The following is a 21,199-nucleotide window of genomic DNA, read 5'->3' as shown; positions in this document are numbered from 1 at the left end:
CGGACCGGCCAGCTACGTGGGCCAGGACCTCCGGCGGCAGCACCGACCTCGCCGACACGGCGACCGACGATCTCGGCGTGGCCTCCGGCCCCCGGTTCCAGCGTCTCACGGGGGACCGACAAATTCGGGGGCGATGCGACTGGTTGTCCACAACCGGCGTCCGGCGGGTGACGGGGGTTGGCCTCCGGCCCCCGATGCCAGCCTCCCACGGGTCACCGACAATGTCCGGCGGCGGTGAACCGGGTTGTCCACAGGGCGTGGCCTCCGGCCCCCGGTTCCAGCCTCTCATGCGGGACCGACAATTTCGGAGGCTTGTCCACAGGTCAGGGGTGCTGGCTGCTCACCGAGATCACTTCGCCCGTCATGTAGGACGCGTAGTCGCTTGCCAGGAAGACCATCACGTTCGCCACCTCGCGCGGCTCCGCCGCGCGGCCGAACGCCTCCTTCTCCGCCAGTTCGGCCAGTAGCTCCTCGCTCGTGACCTTTGCCAGGAACGGGTGCGCGGCCAGACTCGGCGCCACCGCGTTCACGCGGATCCCGTGTGCCGCGACATCCATCGCCGCGCAGCGGGTCAGGGCCATCACCCCCGCCTTCGCCGCCGCGTAGTGGGCCTGGCCCGCCTGCGCTCGCCAGCCCACCACCGACGCGTTGTTGACCACCGCGCCGCTTCCCTGTTTCACCATCTGACGCAGCGCCGCCCTCGTGCAGCGGAACGTGCCGTTCAGGGTCACGTCCACGACCCGGGTCCACTCCTCGTCGGTCATGTCGACGATCGACCTGGTGCCACCGAGCCCCGCATTGTTGATCATCACGTCGACGCGGCCGTACTCCGCCACCGTGCCGTCGATCAGGGCCCGCACCTGTTCCTCGTTCGTCACGTCGCACGGGATCGCGTGGGTGCCGAGGTCGGCCGCGGTCTTCGCCAGGCGTTTCTCGTGCCAGTCGCTGATCACCACCTGCGCGCCTTCTTCCGCGCAGCGCCTTGCCACCGCTGCCCCGATGCCCGTGCCCGCGGCCGCCGTGACCACCACGACCTTGTCCTTCAGCAGGTCATGACCGGTCACGGGCGTGCCTCCCTCGGCAGGCCGAGCACTCGCTCGGCGATGATGTTGCGCTGGATCTCGTTCGAACCGCCGTAGATGGTGTCCGCCCGGGTGAACAGGAACAGGCGTTGCCACTCGGACAGGTCGCCGTCCGTCGCCATGCCCGCCGCGCCCAGCACCTCCATCGCCAGCTCGCCCAGCGCCCGGTGCCACGTCGCCCACACCAGCTTCGTGACCGACGCGCCCTCGCCGTCGATCGTGCGCAGCGCGTGCCAGCGCATCACGTCCAGGCCTATGCGCGCCCTGGTCAGTTTCTCCCGCAGGACCGGGTCGTCGAGCGCGCCCGTGTCGCGCGCCAGCTCGACCAACGCGTCCAGCTCTCTGCGGAAGCCGACCTGCTGGCCCAGTGTGGCGGCGCCGCGTTCGAAGCCCAGCGTCGTCATCGCCACGCGCCAGCCGTCGCCAGGGGCGCCCACCACCAGGTCCGCCGCCGTGCGGGCCTCGGTGAAGAACACCTCGTTGAACTCCGAACCGCCGGTCAGTTGCTCAATGGGACGCACTTCCACGCCTGGCTGGTTCATCGGCACCAGCAGGTACGACAGGCCGCCGTGCCGTGTCGAGCCCGGCTCTGTCCTGACCACCGCGAAGCACCACTGCGCCAGGTGCGCCAGGGACGTCCACACCTTCTGCCCCGTGATCACCCACTCGTCGCCGTCGCGGGTCGCGGACGTGGACACCGACGCCAGGTCGGAGCCCGCGCCCGGCTCCGAGTAGCCCTGGCACCACAGCTCAGCCACCCGCCTGATCGGCGGCAGAAACCGCCGCTGCTGCTCGGATGTGCCCAGGGCGATGAGTGTCGGGCCCAGCAGTTCCTCGCCGAAGTGGCTCACGCGGGCGGGCGCGTCGGCCCGGGCGTACTCCTCGTGGAAGACGACCCGCTCCTCGATCGACGCGCCCCGGCCACCGTGCTCGACCGGCCAGCCAAGGCAGGTCCAGCCCGCGGCGGCGAGGTGGCGGTCCCACTCGATGCGTTCGTCGTGTGCCTCGTGTTCGCGGCCTGGGCCGCCGAGGCCGCGGAGCGCGGCGAAGTCGCCGGACAGGTTGTCGGCCAGCCATTCGCGCACCGTCGCGCGGAACTCCTCCAGCGGCGTCACGGGTGTTAGCCTACCAAGCAATTGCTTTGGTAGGAGGTAGCGTGACCGAGGTTGTCCGTTACGAGGTCGAGGGTCCGATCGCGACCGTGACCATGAACCGCCCCGAGTACCGCAACGCCCAGAACTCCGCGATGACCTACGCGCTCGACACCGCCTTCGCCAGGGCCGTGGACGACGACGCGGTCAAGGTCATCGTGCTCGCCGGCGAAGGGAAGCACTTCTCGGCCGGCCACGACATCGGCACGCCGGGCCGCGACGTCGACACCACCTTCGACCGCAGGGCCGTGATGTGGTGGGACCACGTGGACAAGCCCGGCGGCGACGGCCGCTACGCCCGCGAGATGGAGGTCTACCTCGGGATGTGCCGCCGCTGGCGGGAGATCCCGAAGCCCACGATCGCGATGGTGCAGGGCGCGTGCATCGCGGGCGGGCTCATGCTCGCCTGGGTCTGCGACCTGATCGTGGCGTCCGACGACGCGTTCTTCTCCGACCCGGTGGTGCGCATGGGCATCCCGGGCGTCGAGTACTTCGCGCACCCGTGGGTGCTCGGCCCGCGCGCCGCCAAGGAGTTCCTGTTCACCGGCGACCGGTTCGGCGCCGCCCGCGCGTACGAGCTGGGCATGGTCAACAAGGTCGTCCCCCGAGACGAGTTGCACAAAGAGACGGACGCGATCGCCGGTCGGATCGCCGCCATGCCGCGGTTCGGGCTCGCGCTCACCAAGCGCGCGGTCAACCAGGCCGAGGACCAGATGGGGTTGCGCGCGGGCATGGACTCCGTGTTCGGCCTGCACCACTTCGCGCACGCCCACAACGCCGAGACGTCCACGGACTCGCTCGGCGGCATGGACGCCCGGTCGATGAGGAACGCCAGTGGATCTTGACCTGGACGCGAAGACCCTCGCCTTCCGCGACGAGGTGCGGGACTGGCTCGCCGCCAACGTCCCGCGCGAACCGCTGCCGCCCATGGACTCCGCCGAGGGCTTCCCCCTGCACCGGCAGTGGGAACGCACGCTCGCCGACGCACGACTGTCCGCGGTGACCTGGCCGCACGAGTACGGCGGCCGCGACGCGACGTTGCTGGAATGGCTGGTGTTCGAGGACGAGTACTACGCCGCGAACGCACCGGCCCGCGTGAGCGCCAACGGCATCGCGCTGCTCGCGTCGACGCTCTTCGCCTACGGCACCGACGAGCAACGCGACCGGATCCTGCCCCGCATGGCCCGCGCCGACGACATCTGGGCGCAGGCCTGGTCGGAACCGGAAGCGGGCTCCGACCTGGCCGCGGTCCGCAGCAGGGCGACGAAGACCGACGGTGGGTGGCTGCTCAACGGCCAGAAGACGTGGAGCAGCAGGGCGAGCCACGCCGACCGGGCGTTCGGGCTGTTCCGCACCGACCCCGAGGCGCGGCGCCACCGCGGGCTCACCTACTTCATGTTCGACCTCAGGTCCGACGGCGTCACCGTCCGTCCGATCGAGCAACTCGACGGCGTGCCCGGCTTCGCGGAGATCTTCCTCGACGACGTGTTCGTCCCGGACGTCGACGTGCTCGGTGCCCCCGGCGAAGGCTGGCAGGTCGCCATGACCACGGCGGGCAACGAACGCGGCCTCACCCTGCGCAGCCCCGGCCGGTTCACGGCGGCCGCCGAACGGCTCGTCGACCTGTGGCACGCCAACCCCGACCCGCGCCTGGCCGACCGGGTCACCGACGCGTGGATCGGCGCACAGGCCTACCGCCTCTACACGCTCGGCACGATCAGCCGGCTCGCCGACGGCGGCACGCTCGGCGCCGAGTCCAGCGTGAACAAGCTCTTCTGGTCCGAGCTGGACGTGGCACTGCACGAGACCGCGCTCGACCTGCTCGGCGCGGACGGCGAACTGGCCGGGTCCTGGCCGTCGGGGTACCTGTTCGCCCTCGCCGGGCCCATCTACGCGGGCACGAACGAGATCCAGCGCAACGTCGTCGCCGAGCGGGTGCTCGGCCTGCCGAGGGGTGACCGATGAGGTTCGCGCTGAGCGCCGAACAGCGGGAGCTGGCCGCGAGCGTGCACGCGTTGCTGTCCGCCACCGACGTGCCCGCCGTCAGCACCGCGTGGGCCGCGGGCGACCACGCACCCGGCCTCGACCTGCTGGGCAAGCTCACCAAGATCGGCGTGGCCGAGCTGGCGGACCTGCCCGTCGAGCAGGTCGTGGTGTTCGAGGAACTGGGCAGGCACGCCGTGCCGGGCCCGCTGATCGAGTCGTACGCGGTCGCGCCCGCGCTCGGGCTCAGTGGTGTCGACTCGGCCGACCTCGTGACCGTCGCGCTGCCGCCGCACGTGCCCTACGCACTGGACGCGGACGTGGCCAGCGCGTACGTGGTCGACGGCGACGCGGTGTGCCTGGCCGTGCCGGGGGCCTTGCTGACCTCGGTCGATCCGGCGCGGCGGCTGTTCGAGGTACGGCCGGGCGAATGGGTCGGCACCGCCGAGGACGTGCTCGACCGCGGTGTGCTCTGCCAGGCCGCCCAGCTGGTCGGGCTCGGCCGTGGCCTGCTGGACCAGGCGAGCGAGTACGTGACGCGGCGACGGCAGTTCGGGCGCGCGGTCGGCGAGTTCCAGGCGGTCAAGCACCACCTCGCGAACGTGCTGGTGGCGCTCGAGTTCGCGCGCCCCCTCGTGCACGCCGCCGCGGTGACCGGCGAGACCCGTGACGTGTCGGCCGCCAGGGTCGCCGCGGCCGACGCCGCCTACCTGGCCGCGCGGGCCGCGCTGCAGGTGCACGGCGCGATCGGGTTCACCCGCGAGCACACCATGTCCTGGTGGCTGCTGAAGGTCAGGGCGTTGCGTTCCGCGTGGGGCACACAGACCTGGCACCGCCGCCGCGTGCTCACTTCGCTTCGGAGTCGATGACCAGCTTCCCGCCCATCCGGGTCACCCGGATCTCCTTGTGCTCGGTCTTCTGGCCCGCGTCGGTGATGTAGATGACGTCGACCGGCACGGTCACCGAGCCGTCGGCGTTGGGCCGCACACCGTCGGCGTTCTCCGAGTAGAGGTCCTTGAACCCGGCCCAGTACTGGTCGAACGCGTCCTGCCCGCCGAACAGCGCCTGCGCGTGCGGCGACAGCAACGCCCATCGCTTCGCCGAGTTCTTGGGCTCGCCGAAGTAGTCGATCACCAGGTTCCCGGCCTGGCTGTAGTCGATCGGCCCGCCCGGGTCGGGGGCGATCGTCCCCGGATCGGACGGATCGGTCGACGGCGCGTCGTCGCTCGACTCACTCGGCTGCGTCTGGCTCGTGCCGCCGTTCTGGTCGGTGCCGCCACCGGCCTGCCGGGTGCCGCCGGGGCTGTCGTCGCCGGACAACATGAGGACCGTGAACAGCGTGCCGACCAGCACGACCAGTGCGACCGCCCCCACGATCACCAGGTTCTTCCGCGACGGCCCGGCCTGCCGGGGTGCGGGCGCGGGTTTGGGCAGCGCGGCCGTCTGCTGCGCCGGGACGACGGGCCGCGGCGGGGTCGGATTGGCCGCGATCACCGGCCGCGGCGGGGTCTTCGGGACCGGCCGGACCGGCGGAGCGGGAATCCCCTCCGCGGGTGTCGTGGCCGCGGACGCCAGCGCGGCCGCCGCCTCCTGCATGCTCGGCCGCTCGGTCGGGTCGATCCGCATGAGGCTCATGAGCGCCGGCGCCAGCGGACCGGCGTTGCGCGGCGGCGGCACCCTGCCCGACGCGACCGCGTGCAGCAGCGCGAGCGGGTTGGAGTTGGTGCCGAACGGCGGCCGGCCCTCGACCGCGTGGTAGAGCGTGGACCCGAGGGAGAACACGTCGGAGGCGCGCGTCGACTCGTCGCCGCGGGCGATCTCCGGCGCGAGGTAGGCGGGGGTGCCCGCCAGCATGCCGGTCTGCGTGGTGACCGTGCCGTCGTCGAGCGCGCGGGAGATGCCGAAGTCGGTGATCTTCACCGTGCCGTTCTCGGCGAGCAGGATGTTGCCCGGTTTGATGTCGCGGTGCGCGATGCCGACGGCGTGCGCGGCCGCGATGGCCTCCGCGACCTGCGCACCGATCTCCGCGGCCTCGCTGGGGGTGAGCGTGCCGCGTTCCTCGAGCACCGCGGACAGGCTCTTGGACGGCAGGAACTCCATGACCAGGATCGGGTCGTTGTCGTGTTCCGCCACGTCGAACAGGGCGATCGCGTTGCGGTGCTGGAGGCGGGCGGCGATGCGGGCCTCGCGCATGGCACGCCGTCGGGTTTCCTCCGTCATGGCGTCGGCGATCGCGTACCGTGCGACGAGCCGCTTGATCGCGACGGTACGGCCGAGCCGCTCGTCCTGCGCCTTCCACACGACGCCCATGGCACCGCTGCCGACGTGTTCGATCAGTCGGTAGCGCCCGGCGACAAGTGCACCCTTCTCGATGACCTCGACTCCTTGTGCGGATTTCGGACAGGCCCCCGACCTGAGCCCCGAGGATATCGAATGCACCTGATCGGGCTACCTCCTAGGCAACCAAGCAACTGTTTGGTTGAATTGCGGGGTGACCGCCGAGCAGGACGCGCTGCGTGACACCCTCCGCCAGCTGCTCACCCGTGAGTCGGACACCCGTTCGACGATGACGTCGCCAACGGGTCACGACGAGAAGCTGTGGGCGCGGCTGGCCTCCCTCGGCCTGACCGCGCTGGCCGCCCCGTCGACCTGCGACGCGACGTTCCTCGAGACCAGGATCGTGCTGTCCGAGCTGGGCCGGAACGTGACGCCGAGCCCGTTCCTCGGGTCGGTGGTCGCCGCCGCCGCCGCGTCGTCAGCGGGCGCCGAGGACGTGCGGGCGGACATCGCCGAGGGCGCCCTGGTCTCGCTCGCCTGGGATCCGTACGCGCTGAACGCCCAGGTCGCGGACGTGTTCCTGGTGCCACGCGACGACGGGCTGTACGCGCTGTCACCGTCGGACGTCGTGGTCACCCCGGCGGGCGGCATGGACCCGACCCGCAGGCTGGCGACGGTCGAGGCGACCGGCACCGGCCGGTTCCTCGGCGTGCCGGACATGGCCCGGGTACGGGACGTGGCGTGCGCGGCCCTGTGCGCGGAGTCAGCGGGTGCGGCGGCCCGCTGCCTGGAGCTGACCGTCGACTACAGCAGGCAGCGGACGCAGTTCGGCCGGCCGATCGGCTCGTTCCAGGCGCTCAAGCACCGGATGGCCGACATGCACGTGCTGGTGGAGACGGCCGAGTCGGCGTCACTGGCGGCCGCGACGGCCGTGGTGACCGGCGAGGACCTGGTGCACACGGCCGCCACCGCGGCGGTGTGGTGCACGGAGGCGTTCTCGCAGGTCGCGGCCGAGATGATCCAGCTGCACGGCGGCATCGCGATCACGTGGGAGCACGACGCGCACCTCTACTTCAAGCGCGCGCACGGCAACACGCACCTGTTCGGCTCGCCGCGCGAGCACACCTCACGGCTCGCCGTCGAGCTGGGCGGCTAGCTTCTTCGGCGCCCGCAGCCGCCACGACTCGGTGAGCAACTCACGCAGCTCGTCCTCGTCGACCGCCTCGATCCGGACGAGCACGGACGGGTGACCGTCGTAGTGCGGGGTCGTGGAGAACTTCTCCGGCTCCGAGGCGACCAGCCCCCGCTTCTCCCCCTCGTCGGCGACCCAGACCAGCAGGTCACCCTCCTCGCGGAGGCGCGCGAAGAGCCGGTCCTTCACCCGGAACCCGGGCGTACCGTAGGACGGCTTCTCGGTGGTCTCCGGCAGCGACAACGCGACCCTGCGCACATCGTTCTCGGTCACCATGCCCCCAGTGTTGCAACCTCCGGCGCCCGGTAGGTGTGTGAGAGGTATGAGCCAGCGCGACAGCAGCGACTTCCACGCGTTCGCGAGCCGGTCGACGCGTACGCGCGGAAGACGCTGCTGCGGTGCTGGCTGAACGAACGGCGCAGGCCGTGGCGGCGAGCCGAGTCGCGGGACGGCCTCGTCCCCGACACACCACAACCGGACCGGGACCCGGCGGGCGACGCGCACCTGAAGGCGGTCATGCGGCAGGCGCTGGGCGCCGACACGCTCGAGGAGCTGAACTCATGACCGACGACATCACCCGCGGCCTGACACTGCTGGCCGACGAGGTCCCACCCGCGCCCGTCGACACCGTGGTCGAGAAGGCGCGGGCCCGGACCCGCAACCGGCGCGCGGCCGCCGCGTCCGCGCTGGCCGTGATCGCGGCGGGCACGCTGGCGATCAGCTTCGGCAGTGACGTCCGCGCGCGGGTGGCTGAGCCGTCCGCCGATCGCGCGGAGCGGCTGACCCAGCAGATGGCGGAGATCCGCGGCGACGTCACGCCGGTGGGCTGGCGGCTCCTCCCCGCGGGCACCCCCGGCCCGCTGGACGCCGAGCTCGCGGGCGGGACACCGTTCTCCTTCGCGTGCCGCACTGGGCGTGAGCCGGTGTGCCAGGCGATCGGCCAGTACGCACACGGCGAGGACCGCCTCAGCGTCGCGATCCAGGTGTTCAGCGGCAACGGCATCTCGACCATGGGCAAGGACACCGAGATCATGACGTTGCCGGACGGGACCAGGGCGGCCGTCTACTCGCCGGAGCACATGATCATGGTCACCTACGGCGACGTCCTCCGCGCCGACCCGGCCGCCTATCTGCCGCGGCGCGCCCAGCTGTTGTCCGCGTTGCGCCCGGGCCGCACCGGTGTCCTCGTCAACGTCGCCTACACCGGGGCCGAGCCGCCGTTCACCGACGCGCAGCTGCTGACGTTCGCGACCGCGTTCACCTACTGAGCCAGTCGAGGACCAGCTTCGCGACCGTGTCCGGCTGGTCGAGGTGCATGAAGTGCCCGGCCCTCGGCAGGATCTCCACCTTCGACCCCGGCGCCAGGCCGTCGTGGACGTCGACGAAGTGCCGCGCGTCGACGCAGCCGTCCTCGCCGCCGCCCAGCACCAGCAGCGGCTTGGACGCCGCCGCCTCGGTGCGGCCGCCGCGGTCCACGAGTGCGGGGTCGAACCGGCTCGGGTCGAAGTTCGCGCGGTAGATCTTCAGGACGTTGTCGAGGTACTTCTCGTCGCCGTACAGCTCGTGGATCCGCGCCCGGTGGGCGGGGTCGAGCTTGAGGCGCGGCGACCACGTCGCCCACAGGTAGTCGATCAGCTTGCGGTCGGTGTTGAGCACCGCCTCCGCGATCCCGTCGACCGCGAACAGGAACATGTAGAACGACCGCTGCAGCTGTGCGGGGTCCTGGAAGACCTTCGCGAGCGCGGCGGGCGGCGGGACGGCGAGCGTGACACCGCGGTTCAGGTGGTCCGGCCACGCCGCGGCGACCCGGCCGACCATGCCCGCGCCGATGTCGTGGCCGATCATGTCGACCGGCTCGCCGAACGACTCGGCGACCGCGGCCGCGTCGGCGGCGAGCGTGATGCCGTCGGAGAAGGTCAGCGCGTCGGCCGTCGACGGGTGGAAGCCGCGCAGGAACGGCATGACCACGCGGCGGCCCTCGGTGACGAGGTGCTGCGCCAGCGGCGCGAACGTCATGGGGTGGTCGGGGAAACCGTGCCAGCACACGACCACCGGGCCGTCACCGGCCGCGAGCGCGGGAAAGTCCAACCGATCTGTCGTGATGACGATCTCTTCGAACCTCACGACCGTCAGGTTAGATCGTGTCTGATGTACCTCGCCACGGTGTGAACACAAGCCTCGCGTCGATCAACGGAACCTCGCGACCAACACTTTTGAATCCGGGGAGGCGGGCTGGCTAGATCCAGTCGTCGTCCCTCGACCACGTGATGAGGTTGTCGAGGATGCCCGGCGTCGGCTCGGCGGGCTCGGTGACGGTGTACGCGCCGCGGTGGAACAGCAGCGGGCGCTCGTCGCGCTGGTCACCGAGCGTGGTGACACGGCCCACGACGATGTGGTGGTCGCCGCCGTCGTACACGTTCTCCACTGCGCAGTCGAGCCAGGTCAGGACCCCTGCGAGGATCGGGGCGCCGGACGGGGCCGGTGCCCACGGGACGCACGAGAACTTGTCCGCGCCCGCTTTCCCGAACGTGGCGCTCACGTCCTGTTGCGCGTGCGCCAGCACGTTCACGCAGAAGTGGCCGTACGCCTCGATGTGCGGCCACGTGCGCGAGGTTCGCCCAGGGCAGAACAGCACGAGCGGCGGATCGAGCGACAGCGCGGCGAACGACTGGCATGCGAAGCCCACCGGCTCGGCGTCACGCATCGCGGTCACCACGGTGACGCCGGTGCAGAAGTTGCCCAGCGCCTTGCGGAACCGCGCCTGACCGATCACTGTGGCCGCGCGCCGATCGAGAAGTTGTGGCCCCACAACGAGACCGCGGTGCTCTCCCGCGCGATCCACGACTCGTCCTCGACCTGGCGGCCCTCGCAGCCGAACTCGACGTCGAAGCCGCCGGGGGTCTTCATGTAGAAGGACAGCATCAGGTCGTTGACGTGCCTGCCGAGCGTCGCGGACATCGGCACCTCGCGGCGCAGCGCACGGTCGTGGCACAGGCCGACGTCGTCGGTGTTCTCGACCTCGACCATGAGGTGCACGATCCCCGACGGTGTGGGCATCGGCAGGAACGCGAGGCTGTGGTGGCGCGGGTTGCAGCCGAAGAACCGCAGCCACGCCGGGTCACCGTCGGCGGGGCGGCCGACGAGCTGCGGCGGCAGGCGCATCGAGTCACGCAGCCGGAAACCCAGTACGTCGCGGTAGAAGGCGAGTGCCTCCGCGTCGTCCCGTGTGGACAGCACGACGTGGCCGAGGCCCTGCTCGCCGGTGACGAACCGGTGCCCGTACGGGCTGACGACCCGCCGGTGTTCCAGTGCCGCGCCGTGGAACACCTCGAGGGTGTTGCCGGACGGGTCCTCGAACGTGATCAGCTGGTCGACCCGCCGATCCTGACGCTCGTCAGGTGTGCCTTCCTTGAACGGCACACCGGCTGCCTCCAGACGCCCGCACACCTCGCCCAGCTCGCCGACGTTCGCGACCTCCCAGCCGGAAGCCGACAGCCGGTCGGTGTCGCCGGGCACGATGACGAGACGTGCGGGGAAGTCGTCCATGCGCAGGTAGAGCGCGTCGTCGCGGGCCCCCTTGCCCTCGACCATGCCGAGGACCTTGAGCCCGAACGTCCGCCAGGCCTCGACGTCGGTGGCCTCGATGCGCAGGTAGCCAAGGGACCGGATGCCCATCACTCGCTCCCGATGAAGTCCATGGCGATGCGGTTGAACTCGGCGAACTTCTCGAGCTGCGCCCAGTGTCCACATCGGCCGAACACGTGCAGCTGTGCGCGCGGGATCAGTTTCAGCGCGGTGAGCGCCCCGTCGAGCGGGTTCACCCGGTCCTCGCGGCCCCACACCAGCAGGACACGTTGCCGCAGCCGGTGCGCTTCCCGCCAGAGCATGCCCTCCTCGGGGTCGGCCGCGAACGACGCGCCCATGGATGCCATGGCACGCAACGACTCCGGGTCGCTCGCCACGACATAACGCTCGTCAACAAGCTCGTTTGTGACGAGTGACGGGTCGTACACCAGCGTCCGCAGGAAGTCGGCGAGCTTCTCCTTCGACGGGCCGGGCGGCGCCGCGAAACGGTAGAGCTTCTTGATGCCCTCGGTCGGATCGGGGGCGAACACGTTCAGCCCCAGCCCGCCGGGCGCCATCAGCACCAGCCGGCCCGCGCGGTCGGGGTAGCGCAGCGCGAACCTGACAGCCGTTCCGCCGCCGAGCGAGTTGCCGACGAAGTGGGCCTTCTCGATGCCCAGCTCGTCGAGGAACTTCAGCAGCGCGTCGGCGGAGAACGTGAAGTACTGGCTGGTGATCTTCGGCTTGTCGGACGCGCCGAACCCGGGCTGGTCCACGACGATCGTCCGGTACCGCCGCGCGAAAACGGGGAGGTTGCGCCCGAAGTTGCTCCACCCGGACGCGCCGGGCCCGCCGCCGTGCAGCATGACGACGGTCTCGCCGCTGCCGTCCTCGTAGTAATGGATCCCGGCGCGGGTGTCCTGTGTCGGAGGGGTCATATCCAGGCGTCCTGCACCTTGAGACCCAACTGCTCCTGCCCGTACATGACGAGGGCCTTCTCGGGGTCGTTGATGGCGTGCACGCGACCGGCGTGGGCGTCGCGCCAGAAGCGCTGGATCGGCGTGCCGACCTTGAGCGCGCGGCCGCCCGCGCTCTCGAAGAGCCGGTCCACGGCGGCGATCGCGGCGCCGGTCGCGTTGACCTGGTCCCGGCGCGTGCGCACCCGCAGCGGGAAGGGGATCTTCTCCCCCTCGGTCACGTACCGCATCTCCTCGTCGAGGTTCCGCTCGATCTGCAGCACCGCGGCGTCGATCCCGCTGGCGGCCTCGGCGATGCGGATCTGGTTGAACGGGTCCTCGGCGGCCTTGCCGCCGGTCGACGCGCGCACGCGCTCGCGGGTGTGGGTGACGTAGGCGTCGTACGCGCCGGCGGCCATCCCGATCACGGGTGTGGCGATGGAGCACGAGAAGACGGACGCGAACGGCAGCTTGTAGAGCGGCGCGGTGTTGACGGCCTGCCCCGGTCCGTAGCACTTGCCGGTGTCCATGAAGCTCAACGTCCGGTACTCGGGCACGAACACCTTGTCGACGACGATGTCGTTGCTGCCGGTGCCGCGCAGCCCGATCGTGTCCCAGACGTCCTCGATCAGGTAGTCAGCGCGCGGCAGCAGGAACGTGCGGAAGTCGACCGGCGTGCCGTCCACACCGAGCACCAGGCCGCCGAGGAACACCCAGGTGGCGTGGTCGCAGCCGGAGGAGAAGCTCCAGCGGCCGGTGAACTCGAACCCGCCGTCCACGGGTTTCGCGCGGCCCATCGGCGCGTACGAGGACGAGACGCGCGTGTCGTCGTCCTCGCCCCACACCTCCCGCTGGGCGCGGTCGTCGAACAGGCCGAGCTGCCACGGGTGGCACCCGAGCACGGCCGCCACCCACCCGGTCGACCCGCACGCGGACGCGATCAGCCGGACGGCTCGGTAGAAGTCGTTGGGGTGGGCCTCCATCCCGCCGTAGCGGGCGGGCTGCAACAGCTTGAAGAACCCGGTCTCCTGGAGTGCCTTGATCGACTCCTCGGAGATCCGGCGCGCGTCCTCGGTGGCCTGAGCCCGCTCCCGGAACACGGGGAGCAGCTCCCGCACAGCGTCAAGCACCTGTTCGCTCACCCGACCAAGACTAGAACACGTTCTCGTTTCTGTCGATCCTGACACCCTCCGTGGAAGATCGTGACAACCCTGTGGACACCCGTTTGGGTATTCGGCCTTGGCTGGTGCAAGGTGGCCCGGCACCACCTACTCTTCACAGGAAGGAACCGATGTTGACCAAGCTCGAAGACCGCGTCGCGAAGCTGGAGGGCGAGATGGACGAAGTCCGCCACGGCCTGTCCGATGCCCTCGGCATCCGAACGGAACTGCGCGCACACATCAAGTCCCTCGAAGCCCTGCGCGAGACACAGCTCGAAATGGGCGACAGGATGGACCGTATGGGCGAGAGGATGGACCGTGAGTTCGCCGCCGTCCGCAGCGAGATGCACGACGGGTTGGCGGCCGTCCGCAGCGAGATGCGAGATGGCTTCACGAAGGTCGCTCTCGGCATGGCCCAGATCACGGCCCTGCTCAACATCGCCATCGGCAGGGAGGGGTTGCCCGACTAGATCCGCTGCGCCGCGTGACGGCCCGCTCTGCGGCCTGAGAACACACAGTCCGCCAGCGACAGCCCGCTCACGTAGGAGTTCGAGCAGATCCCGACCGCCGTCCGGCCCGCCGCGTACAGTCCCGGCACACCGGTCACCTGACCGGTCTCCTCGTCCACCACGAGCCCACCGAGGGTGAGCATCGGACACGGATAACCCAGCCGCGGCCCGTACGACACGTCGATCAACGCGAACGGCTCCCTCAACGGCGCCACCAGTTCAGCCGCCTTTCCGAACGCGTCCTCCCCTCGCCCGTACGCGGCCACCGTCGCCGCCAGTCCGGCAGGGTCGACGCCCGACCTGCGCGCCACCTTCTCCACCGATGGGCCACGAACCAGTGCGCCTCGCAGGAGGTAGTGCGCACTAACTCGTTGGAACCACAGGGTTTCCCGGCGGATCTGCCGCCGCGCGTCCCGCAGGATCGTCTCGTCCACGAGCAGCCACGCCTTGCCGCCGCGTTCCTTCACCAGCTTCGACCCGATCGCCGCGCCGTACGACGACTCGTCGATGAACCGTTCCCCCGACGCGTCCACCAGCACACCGCGCTGCAACGCCGACGGCGGCGTGAGGAAACGCCACGCCGACACCGTCGACATCCGATCGGTGACGCCACCGACTGACTCGCCCAGGCGGATGCCGCTGCCGTCGTCGCCCTGAGTACCCAGCGGCAAGCCGCCCCGGAACTCGGGGGCATGCGATCGCAGCATCTCGCGGTTGTTCACGAACCCACCCGCCGACAGCACGACCCCGCGTCGCGCCCGGATGCGCACCACCCGACCACGACGGGCCTCCACGGCCTCGATCCGCCGGTGCAGTTTCCGCGCGAACCCGGGGAGGTACAGGCCGGGCTTGGTGGCGTACCGGTGCAGCACCGTGTGCCACCGCGACCGCAGCGTGCGGCACTCGACGCCGACCACGCGCCCGTCCTCGACCACCAGCGAGGTCACCGTGGTCTGCGACATGACCCGCACGCCCGCCGCCCGCGCCGCCGAGGCGAGTGCTGAGAAGAACACGCTGCCCGACGTCCCCCGCCCGTGCGTCCGGTGGCCACGCGGCGCGGGTGGCGCGACGGACCGGTACGGCCACGCGTTCTCGCTGCCCGAGTAGTACAGGTAGTAGTCGTTCGACGGGTACGACGTCTTGTACGGGCACAGCGACGAGTCGAACGGCACCCCCGCGTCGGCGAGCCACTCGATCATGTCCGCGCTGTCCGCGCAGAACCGGCGCAACGTCTCCTCGGAGACCGCGTCGCCGACCTCCTGTCGCAGGTAGCCGACCATGTCGTCGACCGTGTCGGCCACGCCCGCCGCCTTCTGGACCGACGTGCCGCCGCCCGCGTAGACGATGCCGCCGGACATCGCCGTCGCGCCGCCGCCCCTGAACCGGTCGACGGCCAGCACGGACGCGCCCGCCCGCGCGGCCTCCAGGGCGGCACACGCACCCGCCCCGCCGAAACCCACCACGATCACGTCCGCGTGCTCGTCCCACTCCAAGGGCATGGCAAAAACTATAACCTGTTCTAGTATGAGTCTCATGAACACGTACGACGTGGTCGTTGTCGGCAGCGGAGCGGCCGGCATGACCGCCGCGCTGACCGCGGCACACCGCGGCCTGCGCACCGTGCTCATCGAGAAGGCGCCGACCTTCGGCGGCTCGACGGCACGCTCCGGCGGCGGGGTCTGGCTCCCCAACAACGACGTGCTGCTCGCCGACGGCGTGCCCGACACGCCCGAGCAGGCACGCGCCTACCTCACCCACATCACCGGCGACGTGGTCGACGACGCCATGCGCACGGCGTTCCTGGAGCACGGCCCGGAGGTGCTGCGGTTCGTCCTCGCCAACACCCCACTGCGCATGCGCTGGGTGAACGGCTACTCCGACTACTACCCGGAGGCACCCGGCGGGCTGCCGATGGGACGGTCACTGGAACCGCGCCCGCTCAACGCGGCCGTCCTCGGCGACGAGCTCGACCGGCTCACGCCGCCGTACCTCAAGGCGCCCACCGGGATCGCGGTCACGCAGGCCGACTACCGGTGGATGAACCTCGTCGCCCGGCACCCGCGCGGCATGCTCCGCACCGCGCGGGTCGCGGGCCGCAGAGCGCTCTCCCTGGTGATGCGCAGGCGTCTGCTCACGATGGGACAGGCGCTGTCGGCCGGGCTTCGCGCCGGGCTCACCAGGCTCGACGTGCCGGTCCGCCTGTCGACGCCGCTGACCGGGCTGCTCGCCGAGGGCGACCGCGTCGTCGGCGTGGAGACCGAGTCGGGACCGATCCACGCGACCAGGGGCGTGCTGCTCGCGTCCGGCGGGTTCGAACGCAACGAGCGGATGCGCAAGGAGTACCAGCAGGCCCCCATCGGTACCGAATGGACGGTAGGCGCCGAGGAGAACACCGGCGACGGCATCGAGGCCGGCATGCGGCTCGGCGCCGCGGTCGCGTTGCTGGACGACGCGTGGTGGGGTCCGTCGATCATGCTGCCGCGCGGGCCGTACTTCTGCCTCGCTGAACGCAGCCTGCCGGGCTGCATCCTCGTGAACCAGCGCGGTGAGCGGTTCGTCAACGAGGCCGCGCCCTACGTGGACGCGGTGCACGCGATGTACGAGACCGGCAGCGTCCCCGCATGGCTGATCGCCGACCAGACCTACCGCAACCGGTACATCTTCGCGGGCCTCGGGCCGCGCCAGCCCTTTCCCGGCCGCTGGTACAAGGCGGGCACCGTCCGCCGCGCGTCCACAGTGGATGAACTGGCGAAGGAGATCGACATCCCGCCGGATGCGTTGCGGGACACCGTCTCCCGGTTCAACGGGTTCGCCGAGTCCGGTGTGGACTCCGACTTCCATCGCGGCGACAGCGCGTACGACCGGTACTACGGAGACCCGCGCAACCGGCCGAACCCGAACCTCGCGCCGCTGACCAGGGCACCGTTCTACGCGATCCAGGTCGTGCCCGGCGACCTCGGCACGAAGGGCGGGCTGCGCACCGACACCGCCGCCCGGGTGCTGCGCGAGGACGGCACGGTGATCGAGGGACTGTACGCGGCGGGCAACGCGAGCGCGCCGGTGATGGGACGTACGTACGCGGGACCGGGCGCGACGCTCGGCCCGGCGATGGTGTTCGGGTACCTGGCGGCACTCGACATGGGAGCGAAGCGATGACATCCGGACCGACACAGGGTTTCCGCACGATCGATGTCGGCGCGCCGAGGGAGCGGTTCGCCCGGGGCTGGCACTGCCTCGGGCTCGCGGAACCGTTCCGTGACGGCAAACCGCACGCGATCGAGGCGTTCGGCACCAAGCTCGTCGTCTTCGCGACCGACGACGGCACGCTGAACGTGCTCGACGCGTACTGCAGGCACATGGGCGGCGACCTGTCACAGGGGACGGTCAAGGGTGACGCGATCGCGTGCCCGTTCCACGACTGGCGCTGGTCAGGTAGCGGCAAGTGCGTCCAGATCCCCTACGCCAAGCGGATTCCGCTGCGGGCGCGGACGCGGTCGTGGCTGACGCTCGAACGCAACAAGCAGCTGTTCGTGTGGCACGACCCCGAGGGCAACCCGCCGCCCGACGACGTCGTGATCCCCGAGGCACGCGGCGCGTCCGGGCCCGAGTGGAGCGAGTGGACCTGGGACACCGTGCGAATCGACGGCTCCAACTGCCGCGAGATCATCGACAACATGGTCGACATGGCCCACTTCTTCTACATCCACTTCGCGTTCCCGACGTACTTCAAGAACGTGTTCGAGGGCCACGTCGCCACCCAGTACCTCAACTCGCGCGGCCGCCCGGACGTGTCGGCCGGGTCGTACTCGGCCGACGACGTGACCCTCAAGTCGGAGGCGTCGTACTACGGGCCGTCCTACATGATCAACGACCTGTGGCAGGACTACCACGGCACGACCATCGAGACCGTCCTGATCAACTGCCACTACCCGGTCAGCGCGGACTCGTTCGTGCTGCAGTGGGGCGTGAGCGTGAAGAAACTGCCGGGGCTGCCGGCGGAGAAGGCGGACAAGGTGGCCGCGAAGCTCGCGAAGAGCTTCGGCGTCGGGTTCCTGCAGGACGTGGAGATCTGGCGCAACAAGACCCGCATCGACAACCCGCTGCTGTGCGAGGAGGACGGCCCGGTCTACCAGCTGCGGCGGTGGTATGAGCAGTTCTACGTCGACGCCGCGGACGTGACCGACGAGATGACGCAGCGGTTCGAGTTCGAGGTGGACACGACCCGCGCCAACGAGGTGTGGGAGCGGGAGGTCGCGGAGAACCTGGCACGTCAGGAGGCGGCGGGATGACGACCAGCGCCTCGGCGTGGGCGAAGGCACCACCGCACACCGACCCGATCGGCACTCTGGCCGACGAGCGCGAGTTCCTGACCGCGGGCCTGACACCTGTCAGGTGCGCTGCCTGCACGACGGAGGTGCTGGTGCGCAAGGCGAGTCGCACGCAGACGAGCATCCAGTGGCAGACCCCGCCCGCGCGGACGTGCCCGGAGTTCGCCGCACGGGTGTCCGCCGGCGAGCTGTCCGCGCGGATCGACACGTGCCCCCGGCTGCGGGAGGCGATCGAGCAAGCCGTCGCGGAGGGTGCGGTGGCGGTGCCGGATGACTGAGTCGTTCCGGCTGCGGGTCCGCGAGGTCGTGCGGGAGACACCTGACGCCTGTTCGGTCGTGTTCGACTCCCCCGGGTTCGACTACCGGCCGGGCCAGTTCCTCACGCTGCGCATCCCGAGCGACCGCTGCGGCTCGGTGGCCAGGTGCTACTCGCTGTCCTCGTCCCCGCACACGGACACGTTCCCGCAGGTCACGGTCAAGCGGACGGTCGACGGCTACGGCTCGAACTGGATCTGCGACTCGGTCACGGCGGGCGACGAGCTGGAGTCGCTGCCACCCGCGGGGATCTTCACCCCGTCGTCGCTGGACGAGAACCTGCTGCTGTTCGCGGCGGGCAGCGGCATCACGCCGGTGATGTCCATCGTGAAGTCCGCACTGGCGTCGGGGGGCGGGCGGGTCGTGCTCGTGTACGCCAACCGCGACGAACGGTCGGTGATCTTCGCGCGGGAGCTGACGGAGCTGGCGGGCAGGCACCCGGCTCGCCTGGTGGTCCACCACTGGCTGGAGTCGGTGCAGGGCCTGCCGACCGCGGCGGCGCTGGCCGAGCTGGCCCGGCCGCACGCCGCGTACGAGGCGTTCGTCTGCGGCCCGGCCCCGTACATGACGGCCGTCAGGTCCGCACTGTCCACTCTGGACGTACCGCGTGGGCGCGTGCACGTCGAGCGGTTCAAGTCGCTGGGCGCGAACCCGTTCGAGAAGGCGGTGCCGGTGGCGGCGTCGTCCCGCACCGCGTCGGTGAAGGTCACGCTGGACGGCACCGAACACCGGTTCGACTGGCCGGCCGAGACGAAGCTGCTGGACCTGCTGTTGGCGCGCGGGCTGGACGCGCCGTACTCGTGCCGGGAGGGTGCGTGCAGCGCGTGTTCGTGTCGGTTGGTGTCGGGCGAGGTCAAAATGCTGAACAATGACGTCCTTGAGGAGGAGGACCTCGCGGACGGCATCCGGTTGGCGTGCCAGTCCCTGCCGGTGACGGACGAGGTCGAGATCAGCTACGAATGAGGTGCCGATGCCCATCGACCCGGAGGTCGCCGTCGGAGCGGACCTGGGGAAGACCGAGTTCGCATGGACCAGCACCGATGTGCTGCTGTACCACCTGGCGGTGGGCGCGGGCGGGCACCCGACAGAGCCGTACGAGCTGAAGTACGTGCTGGAGGACAGACTCCAGGTCCTGCCCACGTTCGGCGTGGTCGCCCCCAACTTCCGGATGTTCGAGCCGCCAGCCGTGACCTTCCCCGGCATCGACATCGACCTGTCGAAGGTCCTGCACGGCACCCAGTCGATCACCGTGCACACCCGCCTGCCGACGGCGGGCCGCGCGACCGCCCGCTCCCGCATCGCCGACGTGTGGGACAAGACGAAGGCGGCCGTCATCGTCCAGGAGTCCGAGGTGGTCGACCCGGCAGGCACTCCTCTGTGGACGACGACGACCGGCATCTTCGCCCGCGGCGAGGGCGGCTTCGGCGGCTCCCGCGGCCCCGCGCTGCGCCTGCCACCGCCGGAGGGCAGGCCGGACGTGGTGATGGAGGTCCCCACCCTGCCCCAGCAGGCGCTGCTCTATCGCCTGTGCGGCGACCGGAACCCGCTGCACGCGGACCCGGAGTTCGCGGAGAAGGCGGGCTTCGACCGCCCGATCCTGCACGGCCTGTGCACCTACGGGATGGTCTGCAAGGCGATCGTGGACTCGATGCTGGACGGCGACGTCACGGCCGTCGGCTCCTTCGCGGCCCGCTTCTCGGGCGTGGTCTACCCGGGCGAGACGCTGCGGGTGCGTATCTGGCGCACGGAGAAGGGCTACCAGGCCGTCACGACGTCGATCAACCGCAACGACGAGGTGGTCCTGGACGAGACGATGCTCACCGTCCGGTGAGCATCACCGTCGAGTACTACTTCCGGTCCTCCCTGCCGTTGCCGGAACTGGCCGCACAGATCGCGGCGCCACTGGGCTGCCACCTGCCGCTGGAGAATGCCCTCCTGCTGGGCACGCGCCTGACACTCGGCAGGTGCACCGAAGAGAACGACGGCGAGCTGGCGTTCGAGGCCTACAACTACGAACTCGTCCTCCGCACCAGAGGCCGCCACTTCCGGGCCACCCTCATACCGAACATGCTGTCGGTGGTCCGGGTGCTGCAGGAACTGTTCGGGTACTCGGGCATGCTCGTGTACGACCTGGCCATTCTGCTGGCCAAGTACGACGAGGAGTTCGTGGACACGCTGTCAGGCACCAGCCTGTCCGACTACATGGCCCACCTGACAGCCGTCAGGTACCGCATGCCCGAGGGCAGTCCGTAGCCGATCCCACCGTCGAATTCGCCGATTCGCCGCTGATTCTCACGTCGCCTCAGCCGCAGGACTGCTCAATGACCTTCACTGGCGTGGCGACGCGGCACTCGGCCGAGGGTCCACCGCCTTCGCCAGAGCACGGGCCATCACGGTGGTCGAGACCTGGCCGCTGTCGTCGGCGTGCGCCTGTTCCAACTCGGCCGCCAGACCCTGCAGGAACCCTTCCGCCGTGAAGGCAATCCAGGCAGCAGGTTCGTCGTAGGCCGCGTCACGCAGGTCCCACAGAGCGGCCACCAGCTGCTCCTTCGTTTGCGCCGCGGCAAGTGTTCGCAGTCCAGCCCCGAGTACGTCCACTCCGCGATCATAAGCACGCTGGTCCCTGTCGCCGGAAAGGCGACGGACCCGGCAGCCATGTCCGATATGGACAGCGACGGCCGG

24 protein-coding genes are annotated in these 21,199 nt (G+C 70.4%); 13 read left to right on the top strand and 11 right to left on the bottom strand.

Annotation, left to right across the window (positions count from 1 at the left end):
* Positions 1-323: 323 nt before the first annotated feature.
* Together ACIBVP_RS17275 and ACIBVP_RS17270 are read right to left on the bottom strand one after the other, a co-directional pair.
* Complete coding sequence (locus ACIBVP_RS17275; RefSeq protein WP_396107114.1) at positions 324-1,064, bottom strand: SDR family oxidoreductase; 741 nt, start codon at positions 1,062-1,064, stop codon at positions 324-326.
* A complete protein-coding gene (locus ACIBVP_RS17270) occupies positions 1,061-2,197 on the bottom strand; it encodes an acyl-CoA dehydrogenase family protein (RefSeq protein ID WP_396107113.1) in 1,137 nt (378 codons plus the stop codon). Before ACIBVP_RS17270 ends, ACIBVP_RS17275 begins: the two co-directional genes overlap by 4 nt.
* Positions 2,198-2,238: 41 nt before the next feature.
* On the opposite strand from ACIBVP_RS17270, the gene ACIBVP_RS17265 reads away from it, so the two are divergent.
* The 3 genes from ACIBVP_RS17265 to ACIBVP_RS17255 are packed head-to-tail and all read left to right on the top strand — an operon-like array spanning position 2,239 to position 5,085.
* On the top strand, positions 2,239-3,078 hold the full coding sequence (locus tag ACIBVP_RS17265) for an enoyl-CoA hydratase (RefSeq protein WP_396107112.1): 840 nt from the start codon (positions 2,239-2,241) through the stop codon (positions 3,076-3,078).
* Complete coding sequence (locus tag ACIBVP_RS17260) at positions 3,068-4,198, top strand: acyl-CoA dehydrogenase family protein (RefSeq protein WP_396107111.1); 1,131 nt, start codon at positions 3,068-3,070, stop codon at positions 4,196-4,198. Before ACIBVP_RS17265 ends, ACIBVP_RS17260 begins: the two co-directional genes overlap by 11 nt.
* Positions 4,195-5,085: an acyl-CoA dehydrogenase family protein gene (locus tag ACIBVP_RS17255; RefSeq protein WP_396107110.1), complete on the top strand. Its 891-nt coding sequence runs from the start codon at positions 4,195-4,197 to the stop codon at positions 5,083-5,085. Before ACIBVP_RS17260 ends, ACIBVP_RS17255 begins: the two co-directional genes overlap by 4 nt.
* Here ACIBVP_RS17255 and ACIBVP_RS17250 read toward each other — a convergent pair.
* Entirely contained in the window at positions 5,063-6,550 is a 1,488-nt protein-coding gene (locus ACIBVP_RS17250; protein WP_396107370.1) for a protein kinase, read from the bottom strand. The two genes, ACIBVP_RS17255 and ACIBVP_RS17250, sit on opposite strands and share 23 nt — an antisense overlap.
* Positions 6,551-6,707: 157 nt before the next feature.
* Between ACIBVP_RS17250 and ACIBVP_RS17245 the strand changes: the two genes are divergently transcribed.
* The gene (locus ACIBVP_RS17245) at positions 6,708-7,649 is read left to right on the top strand and encodes an acyl-CoA dehydrogenase family protein (RefSeq protein WP_396107109.1); all 942 of its coding nucleotides are present in this window, start codon (positions 6,708-6,710) and stop codon (positions 7,647-7,649) included.
* Here ACIBVP_RS17245 and ACIBVP_RS17240 read toward each other — a convergent pair.
* Positions 7,620-7,961 carry an MmcQ/YjbR family DNA-binding protein gene (locus ACIBVP_RS17240; protein WP_396107108.1) on the bottom strand — a complete coding sequence of 114 codons (342 nt, stop codon included), beginning with the start codon at positions 7,959-7,961 and terminating at the stop codon, positions 7,620-7,622. The two genes, ACIBVP_RS17245 and ACIBVP_RS17240, sit on opposite strands and share 30 nt — an antisense overlap.
* A gap of 33 nt (positions 7,962-7,994) precedes the next feature.
* Here ACIBVP_RS17240 and ACIBVP_RS17235 point away from each other — a divergent pair, with 33 nt between their 5' ends.
* Together ACIBVP_RS17235 and ACIBVP_RS17230 are read left to right on the top strand one after the other, a co-directional pair.
* Positions 7,995-8,249, top strand: a complete 255-nt coding sequence (locus ACIBVP_RS17235; RefSeq protein WP_396107107.1) for a hypothetical protein — start codon at positions 7,995-7,997, stop codon at positions 8,247-8,249.
* On the top strand, positions 8,246-8,953 hold the full coding sequence (locus ACIBVP_RS17230; protein WP_396107106.1) for a hypothetical protein: 708 nt from the start codon (positions 8,246-8,248) through the stop codon (positions 8,951-8,953). Before ACIBVP_RS17235 ends, ACIBVP_RS17230 begins: the two co-directional genes overlap by 4 nt.
* Here ACIBVP_RS17230 and ACIBVP_RS17225 read toward each other — a convergent pair.
* From ACIBVP_RS17225 to hsaA, 5 genes are all read right to left on the bottom strand, one after another.
* Positions 8,943-9,809, bottom strand: coding sequence for an alpha/beta fold hydrolase (locus ACIBVP_RS17225; protein ID WP_396107105.1), 867 nt, complete (start codon positions 9,807-9,809; stop codon positions 8,943-8,945). The two genes, ACIBVP_RS17230 and ACIBVP_RS17225, sit on opposite strands and share 11 nt — an antisense overlap.
* Before the next feature lie 112 nt (positions 9,810-9,921).
* Positions 9,922-10,458 (bottom strand): 3-hydroxy-9,10-secoandrosta-1,3,5(10)-triene-9,17-dione monooxygenase reductase subunit, encoded by a 537-nt coding sequence (gene hsaB / locus ACIBVP_RS17220; protein ID WP_396107104.1) that lies wholly within the window; start codon positions 10,456-10,458, stop codon positions 9,922-9,924.
* A complete protein-coding gene (gene hsaC, locus ACIBVP_RS17215) occupies positions 10,455-11,360 on the bottom strand; it encodes an iron-dependent extradiol dioxygenase HsaC (protein ID WP_396107103.1) in 906 nt (301 codons plus the stop codon). The genes hsaB and hsaC overlap by 4 nt, the downstream gene beginning before the upstream one ends.
* Positions 11,360-12,187: a 4,5:9,10-diseco-3-hydroxy-5,9,17-trioxoandrosta-1(10),2-diene-4-oate hydrolase gene (gene hsaD / locus ACIBVP_RS17210; RefSeq protein WP_396107102.1), complete on the bottom strand. Its 828-nt coding sequence runs from the start codon at positions 12,185-12,187 to the stop codon at positions 11,360-11,362. The genes hsaC and hsaD overlap by 1 nt, the downstream gene beginning before the upstream one ends.
* Positions 12,184-13,347: a 3-hydroxy-9,10-secoandrosta-1,3,5(10)-triene-9,17-dione monooxygenase oxygenase subunit gene (hsaA, locus tag ACIBVP_RS17205; protein WP_396107101.1), complete on the bottom strand. Its 1,164-nt coding sequence runs from the start codon at positions 13,345-13,347 to the stop codon at positions 12,184-12,186. The genes hsaD and hsaA overlap by 4 nt, the downstream gene beginning before the upstream one ends.
* Before the next feature lie 149 nt (positions 13,348-13,496).
* Here hsaA and ACIBVP_RS17200 point away from each other — a divergent pair, with 149 nt between their 5' ends.
* On the top strand, positions 13,497-13,835 hold the full coding sequence (locus ACIBVP_RS17200; protein ID WP_396107100.1) for a hypothetical protein: 339 nt from the start codon (positions 13,497-13,499) through the stop codon (positions 13,833-13,835).
* Here ACIBVP_RS17200 and ACIBVP_RS17195 read toward each other — a convergent pair.
* Positions 13,832-15,373 carry an FAD-binding protein gene (locus tag ACIBVP_RS17195; RefSeq protein WP_396107099.1) on the bottom strand — a complete coding sequence of 514 codons (1,542 nt, stop codon included), beginning with the start codon at positions 15,371-15,373 and terminating at the stop codon, positions 13,832-13,834. The two genes, ACIBVP_RS17200 and ACIBVP_RS17195, sit on opposite strands and share 4 nt — an antisense overlap.
* A gap of 25 nt (positions 15,374-15,398) precedes the next feature.
* Here ACIBVP_RS17195 and kstD point away from each other — a divergent pair, with 25 nt between their 5' ends.
* Genes kstD through ACIBVP_RS17165 form a run of 6 tightly spaced genes read left to right on the top strand, consistent with a single transcriptional unit; the run spans position 15,399 to position 20,770 of the window.
* Entirely contained in the window at positions 15,399-17,030 is a 1,632-nt protein-coding gene (gene kstD / locus ACIBVP_RS17190; RefSeq protein ID WP_396107098.1) for a 3-oxosteroid 1-dehydrogenase, read from the top strand.
* A complete protein-coding gene (locus tag ACIBVP_RS17185; protein ID WP_396107097.1) occupies positions 17,027-18,163 on the top strand; it encodes a Rieske 2Fe-2S domain-containing protein in 1,137 nt (378 codons plus the stop codon). The genes kstD and ACIBVP_RS17185 overlap by 4 nt, the downstream gene beginning before the upstream one ends.
* Positions 18,160-18,480, top strand: a complete 321-nt coding sequence (locus ACIBVP_RS17180) for a hypothetical protein (RefSeq protein WP_396107096.1) — start codon at positions 18,160-18,162, stop codon at positions 18,478-18,480. Before ACIBVP_RS17185 ends, ACIBVP_RS17180 begins: the two co-directional genes overlap by 4 nt.
* Positions 18,473-19,480: a 2Fe-2S iron-sulfur cluster-binding protein gene (locus tag ACIBVP_RS17175; RefSeq protein ID WP_396107095.1), complete on the top strand. Its 1,008-nt coding sequence runs from the start codon at positions 18,473-18,475 to the stop codon at positions 19,478-19,480. The genes ACIBVP_RS17180 and ACIBVP_RS17175 overlap by 8 nt, the downstream gene beginning before the upstream one ends.
* A 7-nt stretch (positions 19,481-19,487) precedes the next feature.
* A complete protein-coding gene (locus ACIBVP_RS17170; RefSeq protein ID WP_396107094.1) occupies positions 19,488-20,348 on the top strand; it encodes a MaoC/PaaZ C-terminal domain-containing protein in 861 nt (286 codons plus the stop codon).
* Positions 20,345-20,770, top strand: a complete 426-nt coding sequence (locus tag ACIBVP_RS17165; RefSeq protein ID WP_396107093.1) for a hypothetical protein — start codon at positions 20,345-20,347, stop codon at positions 20,768-20,770. Before ACIBVP_RS17170 ends, ACIBVP_RS17165 begins: the two co-directional genes overlap by 4 nt.
* A 75-nt stretch (positions 20,771-20,845) precedes the next feature.
* Here the strand turns inward: ACIBVP_RS17165 and ACIBVP_RS17160 are convergent, their stop codons facing one another.
* A complete protein-coding gene (locus ACIBVP_RS17160; RefSeq protein ID WP_396107092.1) occupies positions 20,846-21,055 on the bottom strand; it encodes a hypothetical protein in 210 nt (69 codons plus the stop codon).
* Between the last annotated feature and the right edge of the window lie 144 nt (positions 21,056-21,199).

The organism is Actinophytocola sp. NPDC049390 (assembly GCF_044466355.1).
Classification (GTDB): Bacteria; Actinomycetota; Actinomycetes; order Mycobacteriales; family Pseudonocardiaceae; genus Actinophytocola.
This window is presented reverse-complemented; position numbering and strand designations above follow the sequence as displayed.